Source organism: Halopiger thermotolerans (assembly GCF_054654555.1).
Window position 1 is genome coordinate 368,268 of record NZ_BAAIEU010000004.1, and the last position, 20,785, is coordinate 389,052.

Below are 20,785 nucleotides of genomic sequence, written 5' to 3' on the forward strand. Positions count from 1 at the left end.
CGAAGTCAGCGACGCTGAACCACCGATACCGTCGATCAGTACTCTTTTGCGCCCCGACGAAAGAGTGACTGCCGATGGAGAACGATGGGACTCGCGCGAGTGCGGCCGAAGACGGTAGCGGTGAGATTACCGTCATGAGCCAATACGAGACGACGCGCGAGATTTCCGCCGAGGAGGTGTGCGTCCTCATCCCGACGTTGAACGAAGCCGCGACGATCGGCGACGTGATCGACGGCTTTCAGGAGCAAGGTTACACGAACGTCGTCGTCGTCGACGGCGGGTCGGACGACGGCACCCAAGAGATCGCTCACGACCACGGCGCACAGGTGCTGGTCCAGTCCGGCGACGGGAAGGGACAGGCGGTCCGAGAGGCCGTCGACTACATCGACGTCCCCTACGTGCTGATGCTGGACGGCGACGGCACGTACGACCCGAACGACGCCGAACAGATGCTCAAGCCGCTCGCACAGGGCTACGAGCACGTGATCGGCAACCGCTTCGCGGACATGGACGACGACGCCATGAAGGCGCTGAACGGGTTCGGAAACCGGCTGATCAACCGGTCGTTCCGTTTAATTCACGGCGCCGACTACGAGGACATCCTCTCGGGCTACCGCGCCTTCACCGTCGATTCCTTCAACCGGCTCTCGCTTGATTCAGACGGCTTTACGATCGAGACGGAACTCGCCGTCGAGTGCGTGAAACACGGGATCGACACGACGGTCGTCCCGATCAGTTACAGCGCCCGGCCCGAGGAGTCGGAGACGAACCTCCACCCGGTCAGGGACGGCGGGACGATCATCCTCGCGCTGTACTCGCTCGCGAAAACAAACAATCCGCTGTTTTATTTCGGCAGCCTCGGCGCGGCCGGCCTCGTTACGGGCGGGCTCATCGCGACGTACGTGCTCTGGGAGTGGATCCAGTACGGGATCGGCCACAACATTCTGGCGCTGGTCTCGGCGGCCGCGATCCTGCTCGGCGTTCAGTTGCTCATGTTCGGCGTCCTCTCGGACATGCTCGTGACGCTCCACCGCGAACAGCGGCGCCGACTCGAGCACATCGCGCGCAATCCGCGCCGCAAGGACCGCGACGACGAGTGATCAGAACGGCAGCATCGATCGAACCTGCTGGAAGACGCCACCCGAGTGCTGTCGTCGATGCTCCTCGAAGGGCTGGTGCAGTTCGTTCAGCAGTTCCTGGCGGGAGCGAAACTCCCGCGTGTTGACTTCTGCGAGCATCTCGCTCAGCGCGACCTCGTCGCCGTGGACGTTGTACGGGATCCGTTCGTGGCCGAGTTCGGCCGCGACGTCGTCTTTCGTCGCCGGGAAGGAGAGGTCGGCGTCTCGCAGTCTGGCGTCGACGGCTGCGATGCCGAATTCGATGCTCTCGGGTTCGTCGTCGTCTCCGCTCGAGGGTGGCCGAACGCCCATACAGTGGTCTAGCGAGGCAGCTTTAAAAATCGCTACGAAGACGCGACGAGACCGGTCGACACGCCTTTGGGGCCGGCGACAGAGATTGGGGTATGACCGAGTACACGACGGTCTCGATCCCGAAGGATCTCGCGGATCGCGTCGAGGAGACGATCGACGGCACGAGCTTCCAGAGCACGAGCGATCTCGTCCGATTTCTGCTGCGCAGCATCGTCATCCAGCACCAGAAGGAAGGCGAACTGACCGAGGCCGAGTTCGAGGAGATCACCGAACAGCTTCGGGGGTTGGGCTACCTCGAGTAACGGCGGACGGTCGGCAGCGTGCGCGTAGCCCAGGCGGTCCGTCCCTGATTCTTAACCCGCTCGAGCCGCTAGTGCCGGGTGGAGGTTCTCGGCATGCCCCACGTACCGAACTTCCCATCGTCGGACGACTCCGAGACGGACGACGACGAACGAGGCCGACGGCGCGATAGCATCATCGGCCGAATCATCGACGACAACGGCTTCCCGACGCCTAATCCGGGCTGAGCGCACCCGGTTCGTTTTTATACTTCTCGACGGCCTCGTGACGGGCCCGATGCCGAGCCGTCGGTCCATCGGCCCGCCGATTTATTCCGACTCCGAGAGCGACTGCGCCGGCGGCCGCGCGTCGACGATCTCGAGCGGTTGGCGCTCGCCCGAGCGATCGAACGCGCCGAAGGAGTCGGAATCGGTACTCCAGGGCGGGACCGCCACGAAGATCACCTCCGCGAGGTCGTCCCGTTTGGTCACCTCGAGTTCGCGGACGGGGTGGGAGACGAACCGGCCCTGCGCCTGGCGGGCGGGCGTGGTGAGGTCGACGCCGAAGACGGCGTTGACCGGGTTGCCGGGGTCGGGAAGGAAGAAGTCCGTAAAGACCGGCGTCTCTGGCGGAACGGCGTCGGCGCCGTCGAGATCGTCCGCCGGCGTAACGGAGACGCCGGTCGTCACGCGATCGGGGTCGGCGTCGCTGGCCAGATCGAGCAGGACGTCGACAAGCGCTCGCGTGATGTAGACCACAGGCGGTGTATGCGCGGGGGGTAGTTAGGTGTATGCCCCGAGAGTGCTATCGCGGATTCGCGTCGCCGGTGCATTCCGACCGCGCTCGGCCCCTCTCAGACGGGGAGGAACTGCCGAACCGTCTTCGCGTAGACCCCCGGCGCCCGCCGGCGGGAGTTCTCGAGCGCGTCCTCGAGGGCCACGTCGGCGTTCGAGAGCACGCCGGCGCCGTGGCCGACGACCACCCGCTCCGGGTCGAACTCGCCGAGGGCCTCGCGGGGCGGGACGAGTCGGCGCATCGGGTGGACGCCCAGTCGTTCGCCGCCGGCGCGGAAGAAGTCGGCCGTCCCGACGGATTCAGGAACGATTAGCGTGTCGTCACGCGGATCGAAGAGCACGACTTCCTGCCAGAAGCGGCTACCGACGATTGGATGCGCCTCGATGCCGGTATCGGACAGTTCGTCGCCGAAGCGGGCGACCGCCGCCTCGAGCTCGCCGGTGACGCCCGAGAACGAATCGTGGAGATAGACCGGGACCTTGTGGCGGTTCGCGACGGCTGCGGCGTCGCGCGTGTGGCGCTCGAGCAGGACGACGACGCCGGCGACGTCGCCGAACTCGGCGAGCAGGTCGTCTATCCCCTCGGCGTCGACGGGGTCGATGACCCAGACGTCGCCGTCGACTTCGATGGCGTGGCTCGCCCGCTGCATCTGCTCGTCGGGATGGGCGATCCAGCCGACGCCGTGATCGTAGCGGTCGATCTCCTCGAAGTCGGTCGCGCGCTCGTCGATGCGGATGCTCATGTGGGCGTCTACGGGCGTCAGTGCCATAAACGGCCCTCACGCTCGCGCGAGTCTCCGCTGGCGCAGTCCCGCGCCGTCGGTCGAGACCTCCTCGATCGGCGACGCTACTATGCGCCCGCCCCGCGTACTGACGGCCATGCTCACCCGGCTCGCCTGGCTCGCGCTCGAGGTGAAGTATCTCGAGCCGGCGCGGCGGTTCTACGCGGAGACGCTCGAGATGGACGTTCGCGACCGTCCGCGGTCTCGGTCGCCCTCGTCGCAGGGGGAGGAACTCGCCCTCGCCGCGGGCGAGACCGACCTCGTCCTGCGCCGACCGACCGGCCTCCCGCGGGGCGGCCTGCACACCCACTTCGCGTTCGCGATTCCGGCCGCCGAGTACGACGACTGGTGGAACCGCCTCTCCGAGCGGTACGACGGCGACCTCGAGGAGACCCAGTTCGGCGCCGCGAAGTCGCTGTACCTGTACGATCCGGACGGCAACTGCGTCGAACTCGGCCAGCGCGACGTCGACGGCCCGGGGATCGACGGGATCTTCGAGGTCGTCCTCGAGGTCGAGTCGCTCGAGCGCGCGGAATCGTTCTACGCCGCGCTGGGCTTCGAGACCGTCGACAGGGGGAGCGAGCGCAGACGAGTGCGGATGAACGGCCCTGAGTCGACGGGGCTGGCCCTCGAGTTGTGGGAGCCGCAGTTAGGGATCGCCGACGCCCGCGGCGGGGTTCACGTCGACCTCGGCTTCGAGGTCGCGGACGATCCGACGCAGGTGCTCGCGGCGATCGGCGACCGCGTCCGGTCGATCGAGCGGGAGACGGACGGACGGGTCGTCGTTTGCGATCCGGACGGTCACTTTCTCACGTTCACGGACTGAGCTAGCGCCGTTCGGCGACCCTCCACGGCCCGCTCAGGTGCAGGGCGCTAGCTTATTGACAGGAGCGCTGTCCGCTCACACGGATCGCCCATGAGCATCGACTCAACCGAAGACCTCTTCGTATCCGGCCTGAAGCACGCGTATTACATGGAACAGCGCCTCGTCGACGCCCTCGACGAACTCGAGAGTTCCTCCTCGAACGAGGAGCTCAAGAGCGGGTTCGCCGAGCACCGCGAGGAAACCCGGACGCACATCGACCGCATCGAGCAGGTGTTCGAACAGCTCGACGCGGACGCCGAAGCGGAGGAAGATCCCGTCGTCGAGGGGATGATCGAGGCCCACGAGGAGTTCATGAATCAGGATCCCAGCGACGAGGCCATCGACCGGTTCAACATCGCCGCGGGGCAGAAGTCCGAACACTACGAGGTCGCCACCTACGGCAACCTCATCCCGATGGCCGACCAGATCGGGATGGACGACGCCGCCGACACGCTCGAGAAGACGCTGCGCGAGGAACAGGACGAACTCGACAGCCTCTCGGAGATGGGCGAGGAGTTCGACTACGGCGAGCTGACCGTCTCGGAGTAGCGGAGTCGCCCCTCGAGTCTCGAAATCGAAATTTCGATCGACCTTTTCTCCCGGAGACCGACGGAACGCTACCGGCGAGCAGACCGATCAGAGCCGATCCGTACTGACGTCGACCCCCGGCGGCGCCACGATCAGAAAGCCCCGGAAGTGAACCAGATTCCCGCCCGCTTCCTTGACGTCGCGGGCGAAGCCCGACGCCAGTTCGTTGACTTCGCCCTCGACGCAGAGGACGAGCACGTTCCCGCTCGAGACGGCCTCGAGCCACTCATCTGCCGGCGTCGTCCCGTCGAGAACGCCGAGTACGATGCTTCCCTCGAGTTCGAGCTCCTCGTCGATGTGTTCCTCGACCGCCCGAAGGTCGAGGTCGAAGTCGCTCATGTGGCCCCCCTCGAAGCGCGACGAGAAAAACGTTCCTCTGTGAGGCGTCGCGCTCGCGGCCGATTCCGCGTTCGAGTCGCGGAGTCGAGACCGGGCGGTGGTCGACGCCGATCCGTCAGGCGCCTGACTCGCCGATTACGCGCCCGCGTCAGTCCATCGGGAACTCCTTCTGGAAGCCGCGGAACTCGGTGCGGTGGGCCTCCTCGTCCGAGAGGATCGTCACCGCGACGTCCTCGGTGACCGGGTCGTTCGCGTCGTCGGCGGCTTCGATGAGCGACCGGTAGGTTTCGATCGCGTCCTCCTCCGCCTGGAGCACGCCGTCGATGACCGACTGCACGTCGGTCGTATCTTCGGGCGGTTGCAGCCCCGACTGCTTCGCCTCGAACTGCTCGGAGCCGGGCGGCGACTCGTCGAGCTGCTTCAGGCGCTCGCCCAGCATCCGCGCGTGGTCGAGTTCCTCCTGAATGTCTTCCTCCAGACTCGCCTTGACCTCCTCGGCGTGAATTCCGTCGAGGACGATCGCGTTCGTCAGGTAGTTCATCACCGTCTCAAGTTCGTCGTTGTACGCCTCCGTCAGGAGGTCGGTGATCTCGTCGGTCGTCATACGGGCCGGCCTACCACGAGCGGACGTAAAATGGTGATACGCGCCTATGCCGTCCCAGGGGCGGGCACCAGATTGGTGCGTGTGGCGTTTCGGTGTCGTCGCCATCCGACCGGATCGCTCCGTGCGTCGCTTCGAATCCGACGAGCGACGAGCGAACGCGCCCTCGATGGACGAACGTCGATATTCCAGAAGTGCGCTAATCGTTTGTCGTATTCGGGCCGGCAGCGCTCGCGGGCGCTGACCGAACGTTCACCGGCAAGTGCGCGAGAGCGCGCTCGAGGTGCGCGAGGGGGCCGAATCGGGCTCGACAACCGAACGACGCAGCAAACCGGCGTCGATCGACTGGTATGATAATAGTCGATATAGGGTGTATTAGGTCGTTGATGTCCTGCGGTTTTCCGCTATCAAATTTTCTGTGTGCCGTGGTAACTCGTCAGATTCGGCACGCTTCAGCGTTAGCTTTATATATCCAGTCCCGCCTCGGATTCTGATACAATGTCTTCACAAGACGGTTCGTCCTCTGACACCAGTCAGGGGGGTCGAGTTCTTCCAGGGCACGTTAGATTCCACTGACGAAATAGAGTCAGCACGTGTCTTCGATACGACCCTCCGGGACGGCGAGCAGTCGCCCGGAACCTCGTTCTCGTACGACGATAAGCGACAGATCGCCTCGATCTTAGACGAGATGGGAACCCACGTCATCGAGGCCGGGTTCCCCGTCAACTCCGACGCGGAGTTCGAGGCCGTTCGCGACATCGCATCCTCGACGTCGACGACCACCTGCGGGTTAGCCCGCGTCGTCGACAAGGACATCGAAGCGGCGCTGGATTCCGGCGTCGAGATGGTGCACACGTTCGTGTCCACCAGCGACGTCCAGATCGAGGATTCGATGCACGCCACGCGGGACGAGGTCGTACAGCGCGCAGTCGAGTCGGTCGAACGCGTCAAAGAGGCGGGCGTGACCTGCATGTTCTCGCCGATGGACGCGACGCGCACCGACGAGGCGTTCCTGATCGACGTGATCGAAGCGGTCACGGAGGCGGGAACCGACTGGATCAACATTCCCGACACCTGCGGCGTCGCGACGCCGAGTCGGTTCAAGGCGATGATCGAGAAGGTCGACGCCCACACCGACGCCCGGATCGACGTCCACACCCACGACGACTTCGGGCTGGCCACCGCGAACGCCTTGGCCGGCATCGAAGCGGGCGCCGATCAGGCGCAGGTGTCGGTCAACTCCATCGGCGAACGCGCCGGTAACGCCGCCTACGAGGAGTTCGTGATGGCCGTCGAATCCCTGTATCAGACCGACACGGGGATCGACACGACGCGCATCACCGAGCTCTCGGAGGTCGTCGCGGAGAAAAGCGACGTCCCGACGCCGGGCAACAAGCCCGTCGTCGGCGACAACGCCTTCTCCCACGAGAGCGGCATCCACGCCGCCGGCGTCATCGAGAACTCCGACACCTTCGAGCCCGGCGTGATGACCCCCGAGATGGTCGGCGCCGAGCGCCGACTGGTCATGGGGAAACACACCGGGACCCACTCCGTCCGCGAGCGCCTCGACGAGCTCGGCTTCGAGCCGACCGACGACGAGGTACGCGCGGTCACCCGACGGGTCAAAGACTACGGTGCCGAGAAGCGCCGGGTCACGGTCAGCGACCTCGAGCGCTTCGCGGAGGAAGCCGGCGTCGACCGCCGGCGAGAGCAGGAGCGCGACGACCAGGAGGAGGAGGTGCGCGCCTGAGGGATGTCCTCCCCGTTTGCCACCGTTCGCGAGCGTCGGCTATACCGCTCGAGCGGCGCGTTTCGGCGATCCTACCGGGACGCGGGCGACTCGAGCGGCTCGTCTCGCGTGCGTCGCCGGAGTCGAACGACTCACAAAGATTATGTAGGTCGAACGGCCTACATTGTCGGTAATGACGAACAGCGCGACGCTGTCGGCTCGCACGGTCGGCATCAGCGCGCTCGCTCCGATTCGTATTGTAGGGGCTGTATAGCCCCACCTCTACTAGTCCGTCGTCACTCCGGTTTCAGGTTCGCACCGTTTTCAGAGCGACCACGCACGCAACAGATGACACCGTACCGTCCACACGGACCCGCAACGACAGCTGCTCGCCGCACCGCGGCGGGGGAGAATCGATGAGCGAACGCGCAACACCGGTCACACCAGCCGACACGGAGGAGGAGGAACAGCCAGACGACCAGATCACGGACAGCGCGGCGCCCGACGCCGCCAAACCCGAGCCCGAGGCCGACTCGACGTCGGAGACGACGCCCGAGCCGGTCACCAACGGCGCCGAGGCCGTCGTCCGCGCGCTGGAGAACGCGGGCGTCGAGTACGCCTTCGGCGTGCAGGGCGGGGCGATCATGCCCGTCTACGACGCCCTTTACGACTCCGAGATCACGCACATCACGATGGCCCACGAGCAGGGCGCGGCCCACGCGGCCGACGCCTACGGCATCGTCTCGGGCAAGCCCGGGATCTGCCTGGCGACCTCGGGCCCAGGCGCGACGAACCTCGTGACGGGCCTGGCCGACGCCGACATGGACTCGGATCCGCTGGTCGCGCTGACCGGTCAGGTTCCGACGGAGTTCGTCGGCAACGACGCGTTCCAGGAGACCGACACGACCGGCGTCACGACGCCGATCACGAAGAACAACACCTTCGCGTCCGAGCCCGACCGCGTCGGCACTGACGTCAGCGAGGCCTTCGCGCTCGCAAGCGAGGGTCGACCGGGGCCGACGCTGGTCGACCTGCCCAAGGACGTCACCAAGTCCGACACCGACGCCGAGCCCGACGCGCCGAAGACGCCCGACACCTACGAGGTCCAGGAACGGGCCGACGAGGAGATCGTCGAAGCCGCGGCCGAACGGATCGAGAACGCCGAGCGGCCGGTCATGCTGCTCGGCGGCGGCGTCATCAAGGGCGAGGCCAGCGAGGCCTGCCGCGAGTTCGCCATCGAGCACGAGATTCCGGTCATCACGACGATGCCCGGCCTCGGCGCGTTCCCCGAGGATCACGAGCTCTCGCTCGAGATGGCGGGGATGCACGGCACCGGCTACGCCAACATGGCGATCACGCACTGCGACACGCTGATCGGCATCGGCACCCGGTTCGACGACCGCCTGACCGGCGGCATCGAGACCTTCGCCCCCGAGGCGGAGGTCATCCACGTCGACATCGACCCCGCCGAGATCTCGAAGAACATCTACGCGGACTATCCGCTGGTCGGCGACGCCGAGACCGTCGTCGAGCAACTGGCCGAGGCGGTCGACGAGTCGCCGCAGGCGAAGAAGTGGCGCGCGCAGTGCCAGCAGTGGAAATCGGAGTACTCGATGGACTACGAGACGCCTGAGGACAAACCCGTCCAGCCGCAGTTCGTCGTCGAGGCCTTGGACGAGGCCACGAGCGACGAGGCCATCGTGACGACCGGCGTCGGCCAGCACCAGATGTGGGCCTGCCAGTACTGGACGTTCACCGAGCCGCGCACGTGGGTCTCGAGCCACGGGCTCGGGACGATGGGCTACGGCCTGCCCGCGGCGATCGGCGCGCGGGTCGCGGCCGACGACGATCAGGAAGTGATCTGCGTCGACGGCGACGGCTCCTTCCTGATGACCCTGCAGGGGCTGTCGGTCGCGGTCCGCGAGAACCTCGACATCACCGTCGCGGTGCTCAACAACGAGTACATCGGGATGGTCCGCCAGTGGCAGGACGCCTTCTTCGACGGGCGCCACTCCGCGTCGGACTACGGCTGGATGCCGGAGTTCGACAAGCTCGCCGAAGCCTTCGGCGCGCAGGGGTACCGCATCGACGACTACGACGAGGTCGCCGACACCATCGAATCGGCCATCGCGTACGACGGGCCCTCGGTCATCGACGTCCACATCGACCCGCAGGCCAACGTCTACCCGATGGTTCCCAGCGGCGGCGACAACGGCCAGTTCGCGCTGACGGAGGACCAGCTATGAGCGGCGACGAGTTCGAACGCGGACTCGAGGGACCGGCACCCGAGGAACGCCCCTCGCCGGAGGGCCGGCGCAACAAGCAAGGGATCCGCATCGACCCCGAGGTCGAGGCGACCCACGAGCCGCGCCGGACCGTCATCTCGGCGCTGGTCGAACACGAGCCCGGCGTGCTCGCGGAGGTCTCGGGGCTGTTCTCGAGGCGGCAGTTCAACATCGAGAGCCTGACCGTCGGGCCGACGAAGGACGACGACTGGGCCCGCATCACGGTCGTCGTCGAGGAACCCGACCCCGGGATCGACCAGATCAAAAAGCAGCTCCGGAAGCTACTGCCGGTCGTCTCCGTTCGGGAGCTCGAGCCCGACGCGATGCAGCGGGAACTGGCGCTCGTGAAGGTCGACGCCCACGATCCCGCAGCGGTCAGCGCCGTCGCGGACATGTACGACGCGACGACGGTCGACTCGAGTCCCGAGACGGCGACCTTCGAGATCACGGGCGCGCGCCAGAAGATCGAGGCCGCGATCGAGACGTTCAGCCAGTTCGGCATCCGGGAGATCTCCCGGACCGGGACGACGGCGCTCGCTCGCGGCACCGACGAGACGGCCGCGCGGGCCGACTCGCGGACAGCGGAATCGACCGCCGACGAGGCGAACCAGCAGACCCAACCGCAGACGACTACCGATGACTGACGAATTCACCACCGAGATTTACTACGACGACGACGCAGACGTATCGACGCTCGAGAACGACACCGTTGCCGTGCTCGGCTACGGTAGCCAGGGCCACGCCCACGCGCAGAACCTCTCGGAGAGCGGCGTGGACGTGGTCGTCGGCCTCCGCGAGGACTCCTCCTCGCGGTCGGCCGCCGAGGCGGACGGGCTCGAGGTCGTGACGCCCGCGGAAGCGGTCGCGCAGGCCTCTTACATCTCCGTGCTCGTGCCCGACACCGTCCAGCCGGCCGTCTACGAGAACGCCATCGAGCCGAACTTAGAGAGCGGCGACACGCTGCAGTTCGCCCACGGGCTGAACATCCACTACAACCAGATCCAGCCCCCCGAGGACGTCGACGTGACGATGGTCGCGCCTAAGAGTCCGGGCCACCTCGTCCGCCGGAACTACGAGAACGACGAGGGGACGCCCGGTCTGCTGGCGGTCTACCAGGACACCACCGGCGGCGCGCAGGACCGCGCGCTGGCGTACGCGAAGGGCATCGGCTGCACCCGCGCCGGTGTCATCGAGACGACGTTCCAGGAGGAGGTCGAATCCGACCTGTTCGGCGAACAGGCCGTCCTCTGTGGCGGCGTCGCCTCCCTGGTCAAACACGGCTACGAGACGCTGGTCGACGCCGGCTACTCGCCCGAGATCGCCTACTTCGAGTGTCTCAACGAACTCAAGCTCATCGTCGACCTGATGTACGAAGGCGGACTCGGCGAGATGTGGGACTCGGTCTCCGACACCGCCGAGTACGGCGGGCTGACCCGCGGCGACGAGATCGTCGACGAGCACGTCCGCGAGAACATGGAGGAGGCCCTCGAGGACGTCCAGAACGGCGAGTTCACCCGCGAGTGGATCCTCGAGAACCAGGCCAACCGACCCACCTACAGCCAGCTCCGCGAGGCCGAGAAGAACCACGAGATCGAGGACGTCGGCGAGCGCCTGCGCGCGCTGTTCGCGTGGGCCGAGGAGGAAAGCGAGACCGAAGACGAGGACGAGTCCGTCCAGGTGCAGGCGGACGACTAACTCGGTGAGATGACACTATGAACGACAACGCAAACGACGCGCAAACGATGGCCGACGTCAGCCATACCCACCCCTACACGGGGGAGACGTCCGGCCGACTGTTCAGCCGCGGCCCGACGGTCGCGGCGGACGGCGGCCGGCCGGCTGACGCCGAGGCCGACGCGACAGACGACCGAACGGACGAGCGAGACGGAGAGACCACGATGGCGGACGTGGACCACACCCCGCCCCACGACGCCGAGGACGCGAACCGCGTCTTCGAACGCGGGAAACGGAAACGAACCCCTGTAGAGGACGAGGAATGAGCGAAGGCACGCTGTACGACAAGGTCTGGGATCGACACAAAGTAACGACGCTGCCGACCGGACAGGACCAGCTGTTCGTCGGCCTCCACCTCATCCACGAGGTGACGAGTCCGCAGGCGTTCGGGATGCTCCGCGAGCGCGACCTCGAGGTCGCCTACCCCGACCTGACCCACGCGACGGTCGACCACATCGTCCCGACGGCCGACCAGTCCCGCCCCTACGAGGAGGACGCGGCCGAGGAGATGATGGCCGAACTCGAGGAGAACGTCCGCGAGGCCGGCATCGAGTTCTCGGACCCGACGACGGGCGATCAGGGGATCGTCCACGTCATCGGACCGGAGCAGGGCCTCACGCAGCCGGGCAAGACGATCGTCTGCGGCGACTCCCACACCTCGACCCACGGCGCGTTCGGCGCGCTCGCGTTCGGGATCGGCACCAGCCAGATCCGGGACGTGCTCGCGACGGGCACCGTCGCCATGGAGAAACAGAAGGTACGGAAGATCCAGGTCGACGGCGAACTCGGCGAGGGCGTCGAGGCCAAGGACGTCATCCTCGAGATCATCCGCCGACTCGGTACGGAGGGCGGCGTCGGCTACGTATACGAGTACGCCGGCGAGGCCATCGAGTCGCTGGGCATGGAGGGTCGGATGTCGATCTGTAACATGTCCATCGAGGGCGGCGCTCGCGCGGGCTACGTCAATCCCGACGAGACCACCTACGAGTGGCTGAAAGAGACGGACTACTTCCAGGAGAACCCCGAGCGCTTCGACGAACTGAAGCCCTACTGGGAGTCCATCCGCTCCGACGAGGACGCCGAGTACGACGACATCGTTCGCATCGACGCGAACGAACTCGAGCCGGTCGTCACCTGGGGCACGACCCCCGGCCAGGGGATCGGCATCACGGATCCGATCCCCGCGCCCGAGGAACTGCCCGAGGAGAAGCAGGACACCGCCCGACGTGCCCAGGAGCACATGCGCGTCGAGCCCGGCGACACGATGGAGGGGTACGACATCGACGTCGCCTTCCTGGGCTCCTGTACGAACGCCCGTCTGCCGGACCTGCGCCGCGCGGCCCGGGTCGTCAAGGGCCGCGAGGTCCACGACGACGTCCGTGCGATGGTCGTGCCCGGCAGCCAGCGCGTCCAGCAGGCCGCCGAGGAGGAAGGCCTGAAGGACATCTTCGAGGAGGCCGGCTTCGAGTGGCGCAACGCCGGCTGCTCGATGTGTCTCGGCATGAACGAGGACCAGCTCGAGGGCGACGAGGCCTGCGCCTCCTCCTCGAACCGGAACTTCATCGGCCGCCAGGGGAGCAAGGACGGGCGCACCGTCCTGATGAACCCGCGGATGGTCGCCGCGGCGGCGATCGAAGGTGAAGTGACCGACGTTCGCGAACTGCCGGAAGCGGAGGTGACCGCGCAATGAGCGACGACGTCGAGATCCCCGAGGTCGACTACGTTTCCGGGTCGGGCATCCCGATCCGCGGGAACGACATCGACACGGACCAGATCATCCCCGCGCGGTTCATGAAGGTCGTCACCTTCGACGGGCTGGGCGAGTTCGCGTTCTTCGACGTCCGGTTCGACGACGACGACAACCCCAAGGACCATCCGATGAACGAGGACCGGTTCCAGGACTCCTCGGTGATGGTCGTCAACAGCAACTTCGGCTGTGGCTCCTCGCGCGAGCACGCGCCCCAGGCCCTGATGCGCTGGGGCATCGACGCGATCATCGGCGAGAGCTTCGCCGAGATCTTCGCGGGCAACTGTCTGGCCCTCGGTATTCCGACCGTCACGGCCGACAGCGAGACGATCCGGGAACTGCAGGACTGGGTCGACGAGCACCCCGACGAGGAGATCGAGATCGACGTCGAAGCCGAGGAGGTCACTTACGGCGGGCAGACCATCGACGTGACCGTCGACGAGGCCCAGCGCAAGGCCCTAGTCGAGGGCGTCTGGGACACGACGGCGCTGATGAAGTCCAACGCCGGCGAAGTCCGCAAGAAGGCCGAGGAACTGCCGTACGTCGAGGACGCGGCGATTCCCGAAGCCGAATAGCCGGATACTCGTTTTCAGCGGTTCGACTCGAGTCGGCGATCGACGATTCCTTCCGCCACCGTTTTCACTCTGAGCGACCGGTCCCCGTTCCGTCGTCGACGTAATAGTACGGTGTTCAGTTCGACGGCTACGTTTAACCGCCCAGACTGTCTCCGTCCGGATAATGTCTCGAGTACCGACGGGTCGGGTACTGTTGATGACGCTCGTCGCACTTGCGTTGTTCGTCGCGGTCGCGCCTGGAACGGTGCTGACCACCGGTGCGGCCGCCGACTCTCTATCTGCCGATTCCGTCGATCCGGGGGCCGATACCGCGGCGCCGATCGACGGCGAACTCGAGGCCGCGACCGGCACCGTGACAGTTCTCGTTCGATTCCCAGCGTTCAACGCGACCGACTCGCTCGAGGCGGACGCCGACACGTCCATCGCCGCGCGGCAGGCCCACGCCGAGGTGACCCAGCGGCCCCTCGAGCGGTACGCGAACGTGACCGACGGCGTCACGCTCGAGCGGTCCTTCTGGATTGCGAACGCCGCCCTCGTGACGGTCGATACTGAGCGCGCGTCGCTGACGGCCCTCGCGCGACTCGAGGGTGTGACGCGGATCGAGGCGAACAGCGTCGTCTCGAGTTCCGCGGTGGCTGGTCCACCGGCGTCGAGCGCGGACGGTCCGACGGCGACGCAGGCCGAACTGGCGGCCGCTGGAACGTCCTCGAGCCGGAAGTACACCGAGGGCCTCGAGAAGATCCGCGCGCCCGAAGCCTGGGACGCGTTCCAAACCAGGGGTGAGGGCGTCAGAGTTGCCGTACTCGACTCCGGCGTCGACGGCGATCACCCGGACATCGAGGTCGCGGAGTGGAAGGACTTCGACGAGAACCCCTCGCCCGAACCGATCGACTACGACGGCCACGGGACGCTGGTCTCCGGCGTCGTCGGCGGCGGGAACGCCAGCGGGACCCACATCGGCGTCGCGCCCGACGCGACGCTGCTCCACGGCGCCGTCATGACGGAGTGCGAGGGGCGGAAGCGCTGCGGCGGGCGCTCCTCGACGATCCTGGCCGGAATGGAGTGGGCGCTCGAGGAGGACGCCGACGTTATCAGTCTGAGTCTGGGGTGGGACGGCCACACCAGCGCCTCCGTCGACGCAATCGAGAACGCCCGCGAGGCCGGCACGGTCGTCGTCGGCGCGGTCGGCAACGGCGGCGAGGGGACGTCGCTGTCGCCGGGCAACGCCTACGACGTGATCAGCGTCGGCGCAGTCGATCGGTCGAACGACGTACCCGCGTTCTCCGGCGGCGAGGAGATCGACACCGCCGACGAGTGGCGCGGCGACGCGCCCGCTCGCTGGCCGGACTCGTACGTCGTTCCCGACGTCGTCGCGCCCGGCACGGGCGTTCGGAGCGCGGAGCCAGGCGGTGGCTATCGAACCAGTGCGGGGACCAGTCTGACCGCGCCACACGTCGCCGGTACGGTCGCGCTCATGCAGTCCGCGACCGCCGAGGATCTCACGCCCGACGAGATCAGGCGCGCGCTCGAGGAGACGGCCTGGAAACCGGACGAGAAGGACGTTCCGTCGGAAAAAGATACCCGCTACGGGGACGGGATCGTCGACGCCTACGCGGGGATCGACGCGGTCGGTCAGTACGCGACGCTCTCGGGGACGGTGACGGACGCCGAAACCGGTGCCCCGATCGCGAACGCGACCGTCGAAGTCGTCGCCGACGGCGAGAGCCGCGAGACGACCACCGACTCGGACGGCCGGTACGAGATCCCCGGCCTGGCCGGCGATCGGGAATACGCCGTCGTCGTCGAGCGCGACGGGTACGACGCGGTCACCGAGACCCGGACCGTACCCGCCGACGAAACGACGACGGTCGACGTCGCGCTCGCCGGCAGCGGGACGATCGAGGTCGACGTGACGGACGCCCACTTCGGCGACGGGATCGGCGAGGCGACCGTCACGGCGAACGGGTCGCCGTCGACGGGAACCTACGCCGGAACGCACGTCGGCGACGGCACGTACCGCCTCGAGAACGTGCCGACGCGGGGTGAGTACGCGCTCCGGGTCAGTGTGGCGGGATACGTCGACACCGAGCAAACGGTTTCGTTCGCAGGCACCGACCGACTCGAGGAGTCGGTGACCCTCCGCGGGGACGCCGCGCTCGCGGTCACCGTCCGGACGGAAGACGGGGAGCCGATCGGCAACGCGACGGTGACGGTCGAACGCGACGACGGTGCCGCGTTCGACGCAGACGCGACGACCAGCAAGAACGGGACGCTCGAGGTCGTCATTCCCGGAACGGGCGCGTCGTACACCGTCGAAGCCGCCGCATCGGCGTTCGAGTCGAACGCCGTCGAGACTGGTCCCGTCGCGAGCGCCGAGACCGCGAGCGTGACGGTCTCGCTCTCGGCGCCGGTCCCGATTCCCGTGACCGGCACCATTGCCGCGCTGTTCGCGCTGTGTGCTGTCCTCGGCGGCGTCGTCGCGTGGCGGCGCGTTCGCGAGCCGTGAGGGTCGCGACCGATCCCGTCCGATCTCAGTGTATCGATACCCTCTTTTCCCCCGCCGCGAGACGTTGTGGCATGACTCACGAAATCGCCGTCATTCCTGGCGACGGAATCGGACAGGAAGTCATCCCCGCAGCCGTCGAGGTCCTCGAGGCGCTCGAGGTCGACTTCGAGTTCGTCGAGGCCGAGGCCGGCGACGCGGTCGCGGCGGAGACCGGCGAGGCGCTGCCCCAGGAGACCTACGACCTCGCGGCGTCGGCCGACGCGACGCTGTTCGGCGCGGCCGGCGAGACCGCGGCCGACGTCATCCTGCCGCTGCGCGACGCGGTCGACTCGTTCGTCAACATCCGGCCCGCGAAGGCCTACCCCGGCGTCGACGCCGTCCGCCCCGAGACCGACCTCGTCTTCCTCCGGGAGAATACCGAGGGCGTCTACTCGGGGATCGAGGACCGCCTGACGCAGGACGTCTCGACGCTCACTCGCGTGATCACCGAATCCGCCTCGGAGCAACTCGGGGAGTTCGCCTGCGAGTACGTCGCGGACAACGACTACGACGGGTTCACGATCGCGCACAAGGCCAACGTCATGCGCGAGACCGACGGGCTGTTCCGAGACACGATCAAGCGCGTCGCCGACGAGAACGGCGTCGAAACCGACGAGGTACTGATGGACGCCTTCGCGACGCACGTCTGCCTCGACCCCGAGCAGTTCGACGTCATCGTCTGTCCGAACCTCGCAGGCGACGTGCTCTCGGATCTGGCCGCGGGGCTGGTCGGCGGCCTCGGCCTCCTGCCGAGCGCGAACGTCGGCCCCGAGCGCGCGCTGTTCGAACCCGTCCACGGTACCGCGCCCGACATCGCCGGCGAGGGCGTCGCGAACCCGGCCGCGACGATCATCTCCGCCGCAATGTTGCTCGAGTACCTCGGCTACGACGAGGAGGGACAGGCGGTCCACGAGGCCGTCGAGGCGACGCTCGAGGACGGCCCGCGCACGCCGGATCTGGGCGGCGACGCCTCGACCGAGGACGTGACGGACGCGATCATCGAGCGACTGTAGCGGCTCTTTCGTTTTTGACTGCGAGTGATTGTTCGTGTCGGGCGAGCTTTGCCGGTGGTAGCTATCCCTGCCGAGCGCGTTCCGTCGTTCCACACCGATATTGGCGTATAGGTCCTCTGTTCTGGTTATTTTCTCCCAATTCACGCTGAGCCACCAGTGCTTACATGTAAATATATTATCATCATGACTGCGCCCCTGGCTATTAATTACGCTCATATATAGTAGATCACAAACGAAATTACGCAAACTTTATTATTAATCACTTTGATGTGGGGGAGTATGCCACGCAAACGGCAGTCACGGCGAACGGTTATCAAAACGAGTGGCGCACTCGGCGCCGCCGGCATCGTTGGGCTCGCTGGCTGTACCGGCAACTCGGATGGGGGCAACGGCAACAGCAGCGGAAGCGGGACCAGCGACGGCGAGATGGCCGACGAGATCACGTTCTACAACGCGGGGAGCCTCGAGTTCGACCCCGGGACCGAGGACAATATTCGACGGTTCGAGGAGGAGACCGGCATTACGGTCAACGTCAACGAGGTTCCGTGGGCGAACCTGAAAACCAGCCTGACGACGATCTTCAACAGCCAGAGTCCGAAGGTCGACGCGTTCAACGGCCCGACCTGGTGGCTCGCCGACTTCGTCAACGCCGGTTGGCTCGAGCCGCTCGATCTCTCGGACGACCACATGAGCAAGTTCCCGGGCAGTCTCGTCGACCTCGTCAGCTTCGACGGCGACCCGTACATGGCGCCCGAGTTCGGGAAGTGGGGCACGTACCTCTACGACACGGAGGTCGTCGAGACGCCGCCGGACACGTGGGACGAAATCCTCGAGCGGGGGCCCGAACTGAGCAGCGACGGTCGGTCCGGGTTCGGCCTCACGTGGGCCGACAAGTCCGTGTTCACGTTCAAGCAGCTGCTCTACCAGGCCGGCGGCTCGCTGTTCAACGAGAACAACGAGCCGGTGTTCGCGGGCGACGAAGGCCAGCAGGTCATGGAGTTCATCACCCAGCTCCGCGACGAGGACATCATCCCCGACGGCATCTCGAGCATGGGCGAAGGCGCGGTCGGCGACGCGTTCATCGCCGGCGAGTTCGCTACCGTCGAATCGTGGACGCCGCTCGGCTCGCGCGCGATCGACGAGTGGGGCGAAGAGCGCGTCGGCAGTGCGCGACCGCCGGCAGGACCGAGCGGCCGCGCGACCTTCCAGGACACCAACGGGATCAGCATCTCCGCGTTCTCCGAGAAGAAGGCCGCAGCCCAGCGGTTCGCCGAGTTCATGACGACTCGAGAGTCCTGTAAGAACAACATGCTCGTCGAGGGGAACCCCTGCGTCGTCCCCGACGTCTACGAGGACGACGAGGTCCAGGAGCAGTACCCCTCGTGGCTCCTCGAGGACATGAAGTACAACCTCGAGCACGCGATGAGCGAGACCTACATCCAGCAGCCGCAGGTCGACGACTACATCGACGAACAGATCACGCCGGCGCTGCTCGGCGAGAAGGATCCGCAGACGGCGCTCGAGGACGCACAGGCGAACGTTACGCGTCTCTATCAGGACATCGGGCTCCTGTAAGTGGCCGTACAGCTATCGACTATCCCCTTACATATCATATATGGAGACGTCAGAAAAATCGTTACGTCGAACGCTTGACCGACTGTTCATCCCACTGACGGTCGGCCCGACGCTGATCTGGATCGCGGCGATCATCGTCTACCCGACCGCTCGGCTCCTGTGGTCGAGTCTCTTCTGGGAGAACCCGCTCACCCGGGAGACCGAGTTCGTGGGGCTCCGGAATTTCCGGCGTATCCTCCTCAACCCCGGCGGAACGCTGGAGGTACTCAACCCGAACTTCGTCGCGTTCACGAAGAACACGCTCGTCTACGTCGGGTTCAGCGTCACCCTTTCGTTCCTGCTCGGCCTCGGGATCGCGATCCTGTTGAACAAGGACCTCAAGGGTCGAGGCTGGTTCCGGACGGCCGTCATCGTCCCGTGGATCCTCCCGTACGTGATGAGCGGCCTCATGTGGCGCTGGATGTTCGAGGCGCAAAACGGCGCGATAAACGGGTTGCTCGTCCAGTCGGGCCTGCTTTCGGAGAAGATCGCCTTCCTTTCGGACGGCACGCTCGCGATGATGGCGCTGATCATCGCCGACATCTGGGTGTTCACGCCGTTTATCGTAATCATCCTGCTCGCAGGCCTCCAGAACGTCCCGGAGCAGCTGTACGACGCCGCTGAAGTAGACGGCGCGAGTCGCTGGTCGCGCTTCTGGAACGTGACGTATCCGTTCCTGAAGCCGTCGATCCTGGTCGCGCTGACGATCCGCATCATCTTCGACATCAGGGCGCTGGACCTGGTGTGGGTGATGACCCAGGGCGGCCCCGGGAAGGCGACTGAGGTGTGGGCCTCCTGGCTCTACCGCACGTCCATGCAGTTCCAGCGAACCGGCGAAGGTGCCGCGCTGGGCGTCATCATGCTCGCGGTTACGTTCGCCATCGTCGCGATCCTGTACACGATCTTCGGAGGGACACCGTACGACTCATGAGCACGAAAGATTCACACGTCAATCGATTCGCCGAACGCCTCGGCCTCAACGCGGACGACGCGTGGCCGAGCGTCGTCAGGGAACGCCTGGTCGCGTACGGGCTCTTGCTCCTGTACGTGATCGTCATCTGGTTCCCGATATACTACATCTTCATCACGAGCCTGAAGACCCAGAGCGAGGTCCTCTCGATCCCGATTACGTTCTTCCCGCACGATCCGACGGTCCAGAACTACATCGACATCTTCCGGAATCGGCCGTTCGAGACGTACACGCTCAACAGCCTGATCGTCGCGTCGACGACGACGCTGATCTGCGTCACGCTGGGGACGATGACCGGGTACACGTTCTCCCGGTACGACTTCCTGGGGAACAAGGCGCTGTTGCTCTCGATCGTGGCGGCGCGGATGATCCCGCCGATCGCGCTCATCGTGCCGTTCTTCCAGATCATGTCGAGTCCGCCGCTAATCGGCGGGTTGACCGGAAACCTCACCGACACGCGAGTGGCGCTGATCCTGACGTACACGTTCTTCAATCTGCCGTTCGCGGTCTGGATCATGAAGAACTACTTCGACGGGGTGCCGGAGTCGCTCGACGAACAGGCAAAGGTCGACGGCTGTTCCACCTGGGAGGCGTTCGTGAAGATCGTCCTGCCGGTCGCCAAGCCCGGTATCGCGGCGACGGCGATCCTCGCGTTCATCTTCTCGTGGAACGAGTTCATCTTCGCGCTGGTGCTCACCCGGAGCGAAGCCTCACAGACGCTCCCGATCGCCGTCTCGCTGTTCGTCGCCGACGACTTCATCGACTGGTCACACCTCGCCGCTGGCGGCATGATCGCCGCGCTGCCCGGCATTCTGTTCGGGCTGTTCTTCCAGCGGTATATCGTGAGCGGTCTCACGCAGGGGGCGGTGAAAGAATGAGTTCAAAATCAATGCAA

General features: G+C 66.1%; 21 protein-coding genes. 16 read left to right on the forward strand and 5 right to left on the reverse strand.

Translation table 11 applies throughout. From position 1 onward, the window contains the following. Positions 1-74: 74 nt before the first annotated feature. The gene (gene aglJ / locus ACYQ26_RS09470) at positions 75-1,100 is read left to right on the forward strand and encodes an S-layer glycoprotein N-glycosyltransferase AglJ (RefSeq protein ID WP_459808651.1); all 1,026 of its coding nucleotides are present in this window, start codon (positions 75-77) and stop codon (positions 1,098-1,100) included. Here the strand turns inward: aglJ and ACYQ26_RS09475 are convergent, their stop codons facing one another. Beyond that, positions 1,101-1,430, reverse strand: a complete 330-nt coding sequence (locus ACYQ26_RS09475) for a DUF5789 family protein (RefSeq protein WP_459808652.1) — start codon at positions 1,428-1,430, stop codon at positions 1,101-1,103. A gap of 92 nt (positions 1,431-1,522) precedes the next feature. Between ACYQ26_RS09475 and ACYQ26_RS09480 the strand changes: the two genes are divergently transcribed. Continuing rightward, positions 1,523-1,732: a ribbon-helix-helix domain-containing protein gene (locus tag ACYQ26_RS09480; protein ID WP_008894315.1), complete on the forward strand. Its 210-nt coding sequence runs from the start codon at positions 1,523-1,525 to the stop codon at positions 1,730-1,732. Between the two features lie 306 nt (positions 1,733-2,038). Here ACYQ26_RS09480 and ACYQ26_RS09485 read toward each other — a convergent pair whose 3' ends face one another. Beyond that, positions 2,039-2,467 (reverse strand): JAB/MPN domain protein-containing protein, encoded by a 429-nt coding sequence (locus tag ACYQ26_RS09485; RefSeq protein WP_459808653.1) that lies wholly within the window; start codon positions 2,465-2,467, stop codon positions 2,039-2,041. A gap of 95 nt (positions 2,468-2,562) precedes the next feature. Beyond that, entirely contained in the window at positions 2,563-3,246 is a 684-nt protein-coding gene (locus ACYQ26_RS09490; RefSeq protein WP_459808654.1) for a hypothetical protein, read from the reverse strand. A 136-nt stretch (positions 3,247-3,382) separates the two neighbouring features. On the opposite strand from ACYQ26_RS09490, the gene ACYQ26_RS09495 reads away from it, so the two are divergent. Then, positions 3,383-4,111 (forward strand): VOC family protein, encoded by a 729-nt coding sequence (locus ACYQ26_RS09495; RefSeq protein WP_459808655.1) that lies wholly within the window; start codon positions 3,383-3,385, stop codon positions 4,109-4,111. Between the two features lie 90 nt (positions 4,112-4,201). After that, complete coding sequence (locus ACYQ26_RS09500; protein WP_459808656.1) at positions 4,202-4,699, forward strand: YciE/YciF ferroxidase family protein; 498 nt, start codon at positions 4,202-4,204, stop codon at positions 4,697-4,699. An 87-nt stretch (positions 4,700-4,786) separates the two neighbouring features. Here ACYQ26_RS09500 and ACYQ26_RS09505 read toward each other — a convergent pair whose 3' ends face one another. Both ACYQ26_RS09505 and ACYQ26_RS09510 read right to left on the reverse strand, forming a co-directional pair. Continuing rightward, the gene (locus ACYQ26_RS09505; RefSeq protein ID WP_459808657.1) at positions 4,787-5,077 is read right to left on the reverse strand and encodes a DUF5779 family protein; all 291 of its coding nucleotides are present in this window, start codon (positions 5,075-5,077) and stop codon (positions 4,787-4,789) included. 148 nt (positions 5,078-5,225) lie between these two features. Continuing rightward, entirely contained in the window at positions 5,226-5,681 is a 456-nt protein-coding gene (locus tag ACYQ26_RS09510) for a ferritin-like domain-containing protein (RefSeq protein ID WP_459808658.1), read from the reverse strand. Positions 5,682-6,165: 484 nt separating this feature from the next. Between ACYQ26_RS09510 and ACYQ26_RS09515 the strand changes: the two genes are divergently transcribed. The 12 genes from ACYQ26_RS09515 (at position 6,166) to ACYQ26_RS09570 (ending at position 20,768) form a co-directional block, all read left to right on the forward strand. Further along, positions 6,166-7,428 (forward strand): LeuA family protein, encoded by a 1,263-nt coding sequence (locus tag ACYQ26_RS09515; RefSeq protein WP_459810736.1) that lies wholly within the window; start codon positions 6,166-6,168, stop codon positions 7,426-7,428. Positions 7,429-7,823: 395 nt separating this feature from the next. Further along, the gene (gene ilvB / locus ACYQ26_RS09520) at positions 7,824-9,653 is read left to right on the forward strand and encodes a biosynthetic-type acetolactate synthase large subunit (RefSeq protein ID WP_459808659.1); all 1,830 of its coding nucleotides are present in this window, start codon (positions 7,824-7,826) and stop codon (positions 9,651-9,653) included. Further along, positions 9,650-10,336 carry an acetolactate synthase small subunit gene (gene ilvN / locus ACYQ26_RS09525; RefSeq protein ID WP_459808660.1) on the forward strand — a complete coding sequence of 229 codons (687 nt, stop codon included), beginning with the start codon at positions 9,650-9,652 and terminating at the stop codon, positions 10,334-10,336. Before ilvB ends, ilvN begins: the two co-directional genes overlap by 4 nt. After that, positions 10,329-11,387: a ketol-acid reductoisomerase gene (gene ilvC / locus ACYQ26_RS09530; RefSeq protein WP_459808661.1), complete on the forward strand. Its 1,059-nt coding sequence runs from the start codon at positions 10,329-10,331 to the stop codon at positions 11,385-11,387. Before ilvN ends, ilvC begins: the two co-directional genes overlap by 8 nt. A 17-nt stretch (positions 11,388-11,404) precedes the next feature. Then, positions 11,405-11,692 (forward strand): DUF7989 family protein, encoded by a 288-nt coding sequence (locus ACYQ26_RS09535; protein WP_459808662.1) that lies wholly within the window; start codon positions 11,405-11,407, stop codon positions 11,690-11,692. Further along, the gene (gene leuC, locus ACYQ26_RS09540; RefSeq protein ID WP_459808663.1) at positions 11,689-13,116 is read left to right on the forward strand and encodes a 3-isopropylmalate dehydratase large subunit; all 1,428 of its coding nucleotides are present in this window, start codon (positions 11,689-11,691) and stop codon (positions 13,114-13,116) included. Before ACYQ26_RS09535 ends, leuC begins: the two co-directional genes overlap by 4 nt. Beyond that, complete coding sequence (gene leuD / locus ACYQ26_RS09545; RefSeq protein ID WP_459808664.1) at positions 13,113-13,748, forward strand: 3-isopropylmalate dehydratase small subunit; 636 nt, start codon at positions 13,113-13,115, stop codon at positions 13,746-13,748. Before leuC ends, leuD begins: the two co-directional genes overlap by 4 nt. Positions 13,749-13,911: 163 nt before the next feature. Beyond that, complete coding sequence (locus ACYQ26_RS09550) at positions 13,912-16,254, forward strand: S8 family serine peptidase (protein WP_459808665.1); 2,343 nt, start codon at positions 13,912-13,914, stop codon at positions 16,252-16,254. Positions 16,255-16,325: 71 nt separating this feature from the next. Continuing rightward, positions 16,326-17,306: an isocitrate/isopropylmalate dehydrogenase family protein gene (locus tag ACYQ26_RS09555; protein WP_459808666.1), complete on the forward strand. Its 981-nt coding sequence runs from the start codon at positions 16,326-16,328 to the stop codon at positions 17,304-17,306. Between the two features lie 279 nt (positions 17,307-17,585). Further along, complete coding sequence (locus tag ACYQ26_RS09560; protein ID WP_459808667.1) at positions 17,586-18,881, forward strand: ABC transporter substrate-binding protein; 1,296 nt, start codon at positions 17,586-17,588, stop codon at positions 18,879-18,881. Between the two features lie 40 nt (positions 18,882-18,921). Further along, positions 18,922-19,851: a carbohydrate ABC transporter permease gene (locus ACYQ26_RS09565; protein WP_459808668.1), complete on the forward strand. Its 930-nt coding sequence runs from the start codon at positions 18,922-18,924 to the stop codon at positions 19,849-19,851. Next, positions 19,848-20,768 (forward strand): carbohydrate ABC transporter permease, encoded by a 921-nt coding sequence (locus ACYQ26_RS09570; protein WP_459808669.1) that lies wholly within the window; start codon positions 19,848-19,850, stop codon positions 20,766-20,768. The genes ACYQ26_RS09565 and ACYQ26_RS09570 overlap by 4 nt, the downstream gene beginning before the upstream one ends. Positions 20,769-20,785 lie beyond the last annotated feature (17 nt).

Bases quoted from the DNA above. Each gene is read 5' to 3' on its own strand.
- ACYQ26_RS09505 (WP_459808657.1), bottom strand. From the start codon at position 5,077: ATGAGCGACTTCGACCTCGACCTTCGGGCGGTCGAGGAACACATCGAC.
- ACYQ26_RS09500 (WP_459808656.1), top strand. From the start codon at position 4,202: ATGAGCATCGACTCAACCGAAGACCTCTTCGTATCCGGCCTGAAGCAC.
- leuC (WP_459808663.1), top strand. From the start codon at position 11,689: ATGAGCGAAGGCACGCTGTACGACAAGGTCTGGGATCGACACAAAGTA.
- ACYQ26_RS09550 (WP_459808665.1), top strand. From the start codon at position 13,912: ATGTCTCGAGTACCGACGGGTCGGGTACTGTTGATGACGCTCGTCGCA.
- ACYQ26_RS09510 (WP_459808658.1), bottom strand. From the start codon at position 5,681: ATGACGACCGACGAGATCACCGACCTCCTGACGGAGGCGTACAACGAC.
- ACYQ26_RS09570 (WP_459808669.1), top strand. From the start codon at position 19,848: ATGAGCACGAAAGATTCACACGTCAATCGATTCGCCGAACGCCTCGGC.
- ilvC (WP_459808661.1), top strand. From the start codon at position 10,329: ATGACTGACGAATTCACCACCGAGATTTACTACGACGACGACGCAGAC.
- ACYQ26_RS09475 (WP_459808652.1), bottom strand. From the start codon at position 1,430: ATGGGCGTTCGGCCACCCTCGAGCGGAGACGACGACGAACCCGAGAGC.
- leuD (WP_459808664.1), top strand. From the start codon at position 13,113: ATGAGCGACGACGTCGAGATCCCCGAGGTCGACTACGTTTCCGGGTCG.
- ACYQ26_RS09480 (WP_008894315.1), top strand. From the start codon at position 1,523: ATGACCGAGTACACGACGGTCTCGATCCCGAAGGATCTCGCGGATCGC.
- aglJ (WP_459808651.1), top strand. From the start codon at position 75: ATGGAGAACGATGGGACTCGCGCGAGTGCGGCCGAAGACGGTAGCGGT.
- ACYQ26_RS09535 (WP_459808662.1), top strand. From the start codon at position 11,405: ATGAACGACAACGCAAACGACGCGCAAACGATGGCCGACGTCAGCCAT.
- ACYQ26_RS09490 (WP_459808654.1), bottom strand. From the start codon at position 3,246: ATGAGCATCCGCATCGACGAGCGCGCGACCGACTTCGAGGAGATCGAC.
- ilvB (WP_459808659.1), top strand. From the start codon at position 7,824: ATGAGCGAACGCGCAACACCGGTCACACCAGCCGACACGGAGGAGGAG.
- ACYQ26_RS09495 (WP_459808655.1), top strand. From the start codon at position 3,383: ATGCTCACCCGGCTCGCCTGGCTCGCGCTCGAGGTGAAGTATCTCGAG.
- ACYQ26_RS09560 (WP_459808667.1), top strand. From the start codon at position 17,586: ATGCCACGCAAACGGCAGTCACGGCGAACGGTTATCAAAACGAGTGGC.
- ilvN (WP_459808660.1), top strand. From the start codon at position 9,650: ATGAGCGGCGACGAGTTCGAACGCGGACTCGAGGGACCGGCACCCGAG.
- ACYQ26_RS09565 (WP_459808668.1), top strand. From the start codon at position 18,922: ATGGAGACGTCAGAAAAATCGTTACGTCGAACGCTTGACCGACTGTTC.
- ACYQ26_RS09555 (WP_459808666.1), top strand. From the start codon at position 16,326: ATGACTCACGAAATCGCCGTCATTCCTGGCGACGGAATCGGACAGGAA.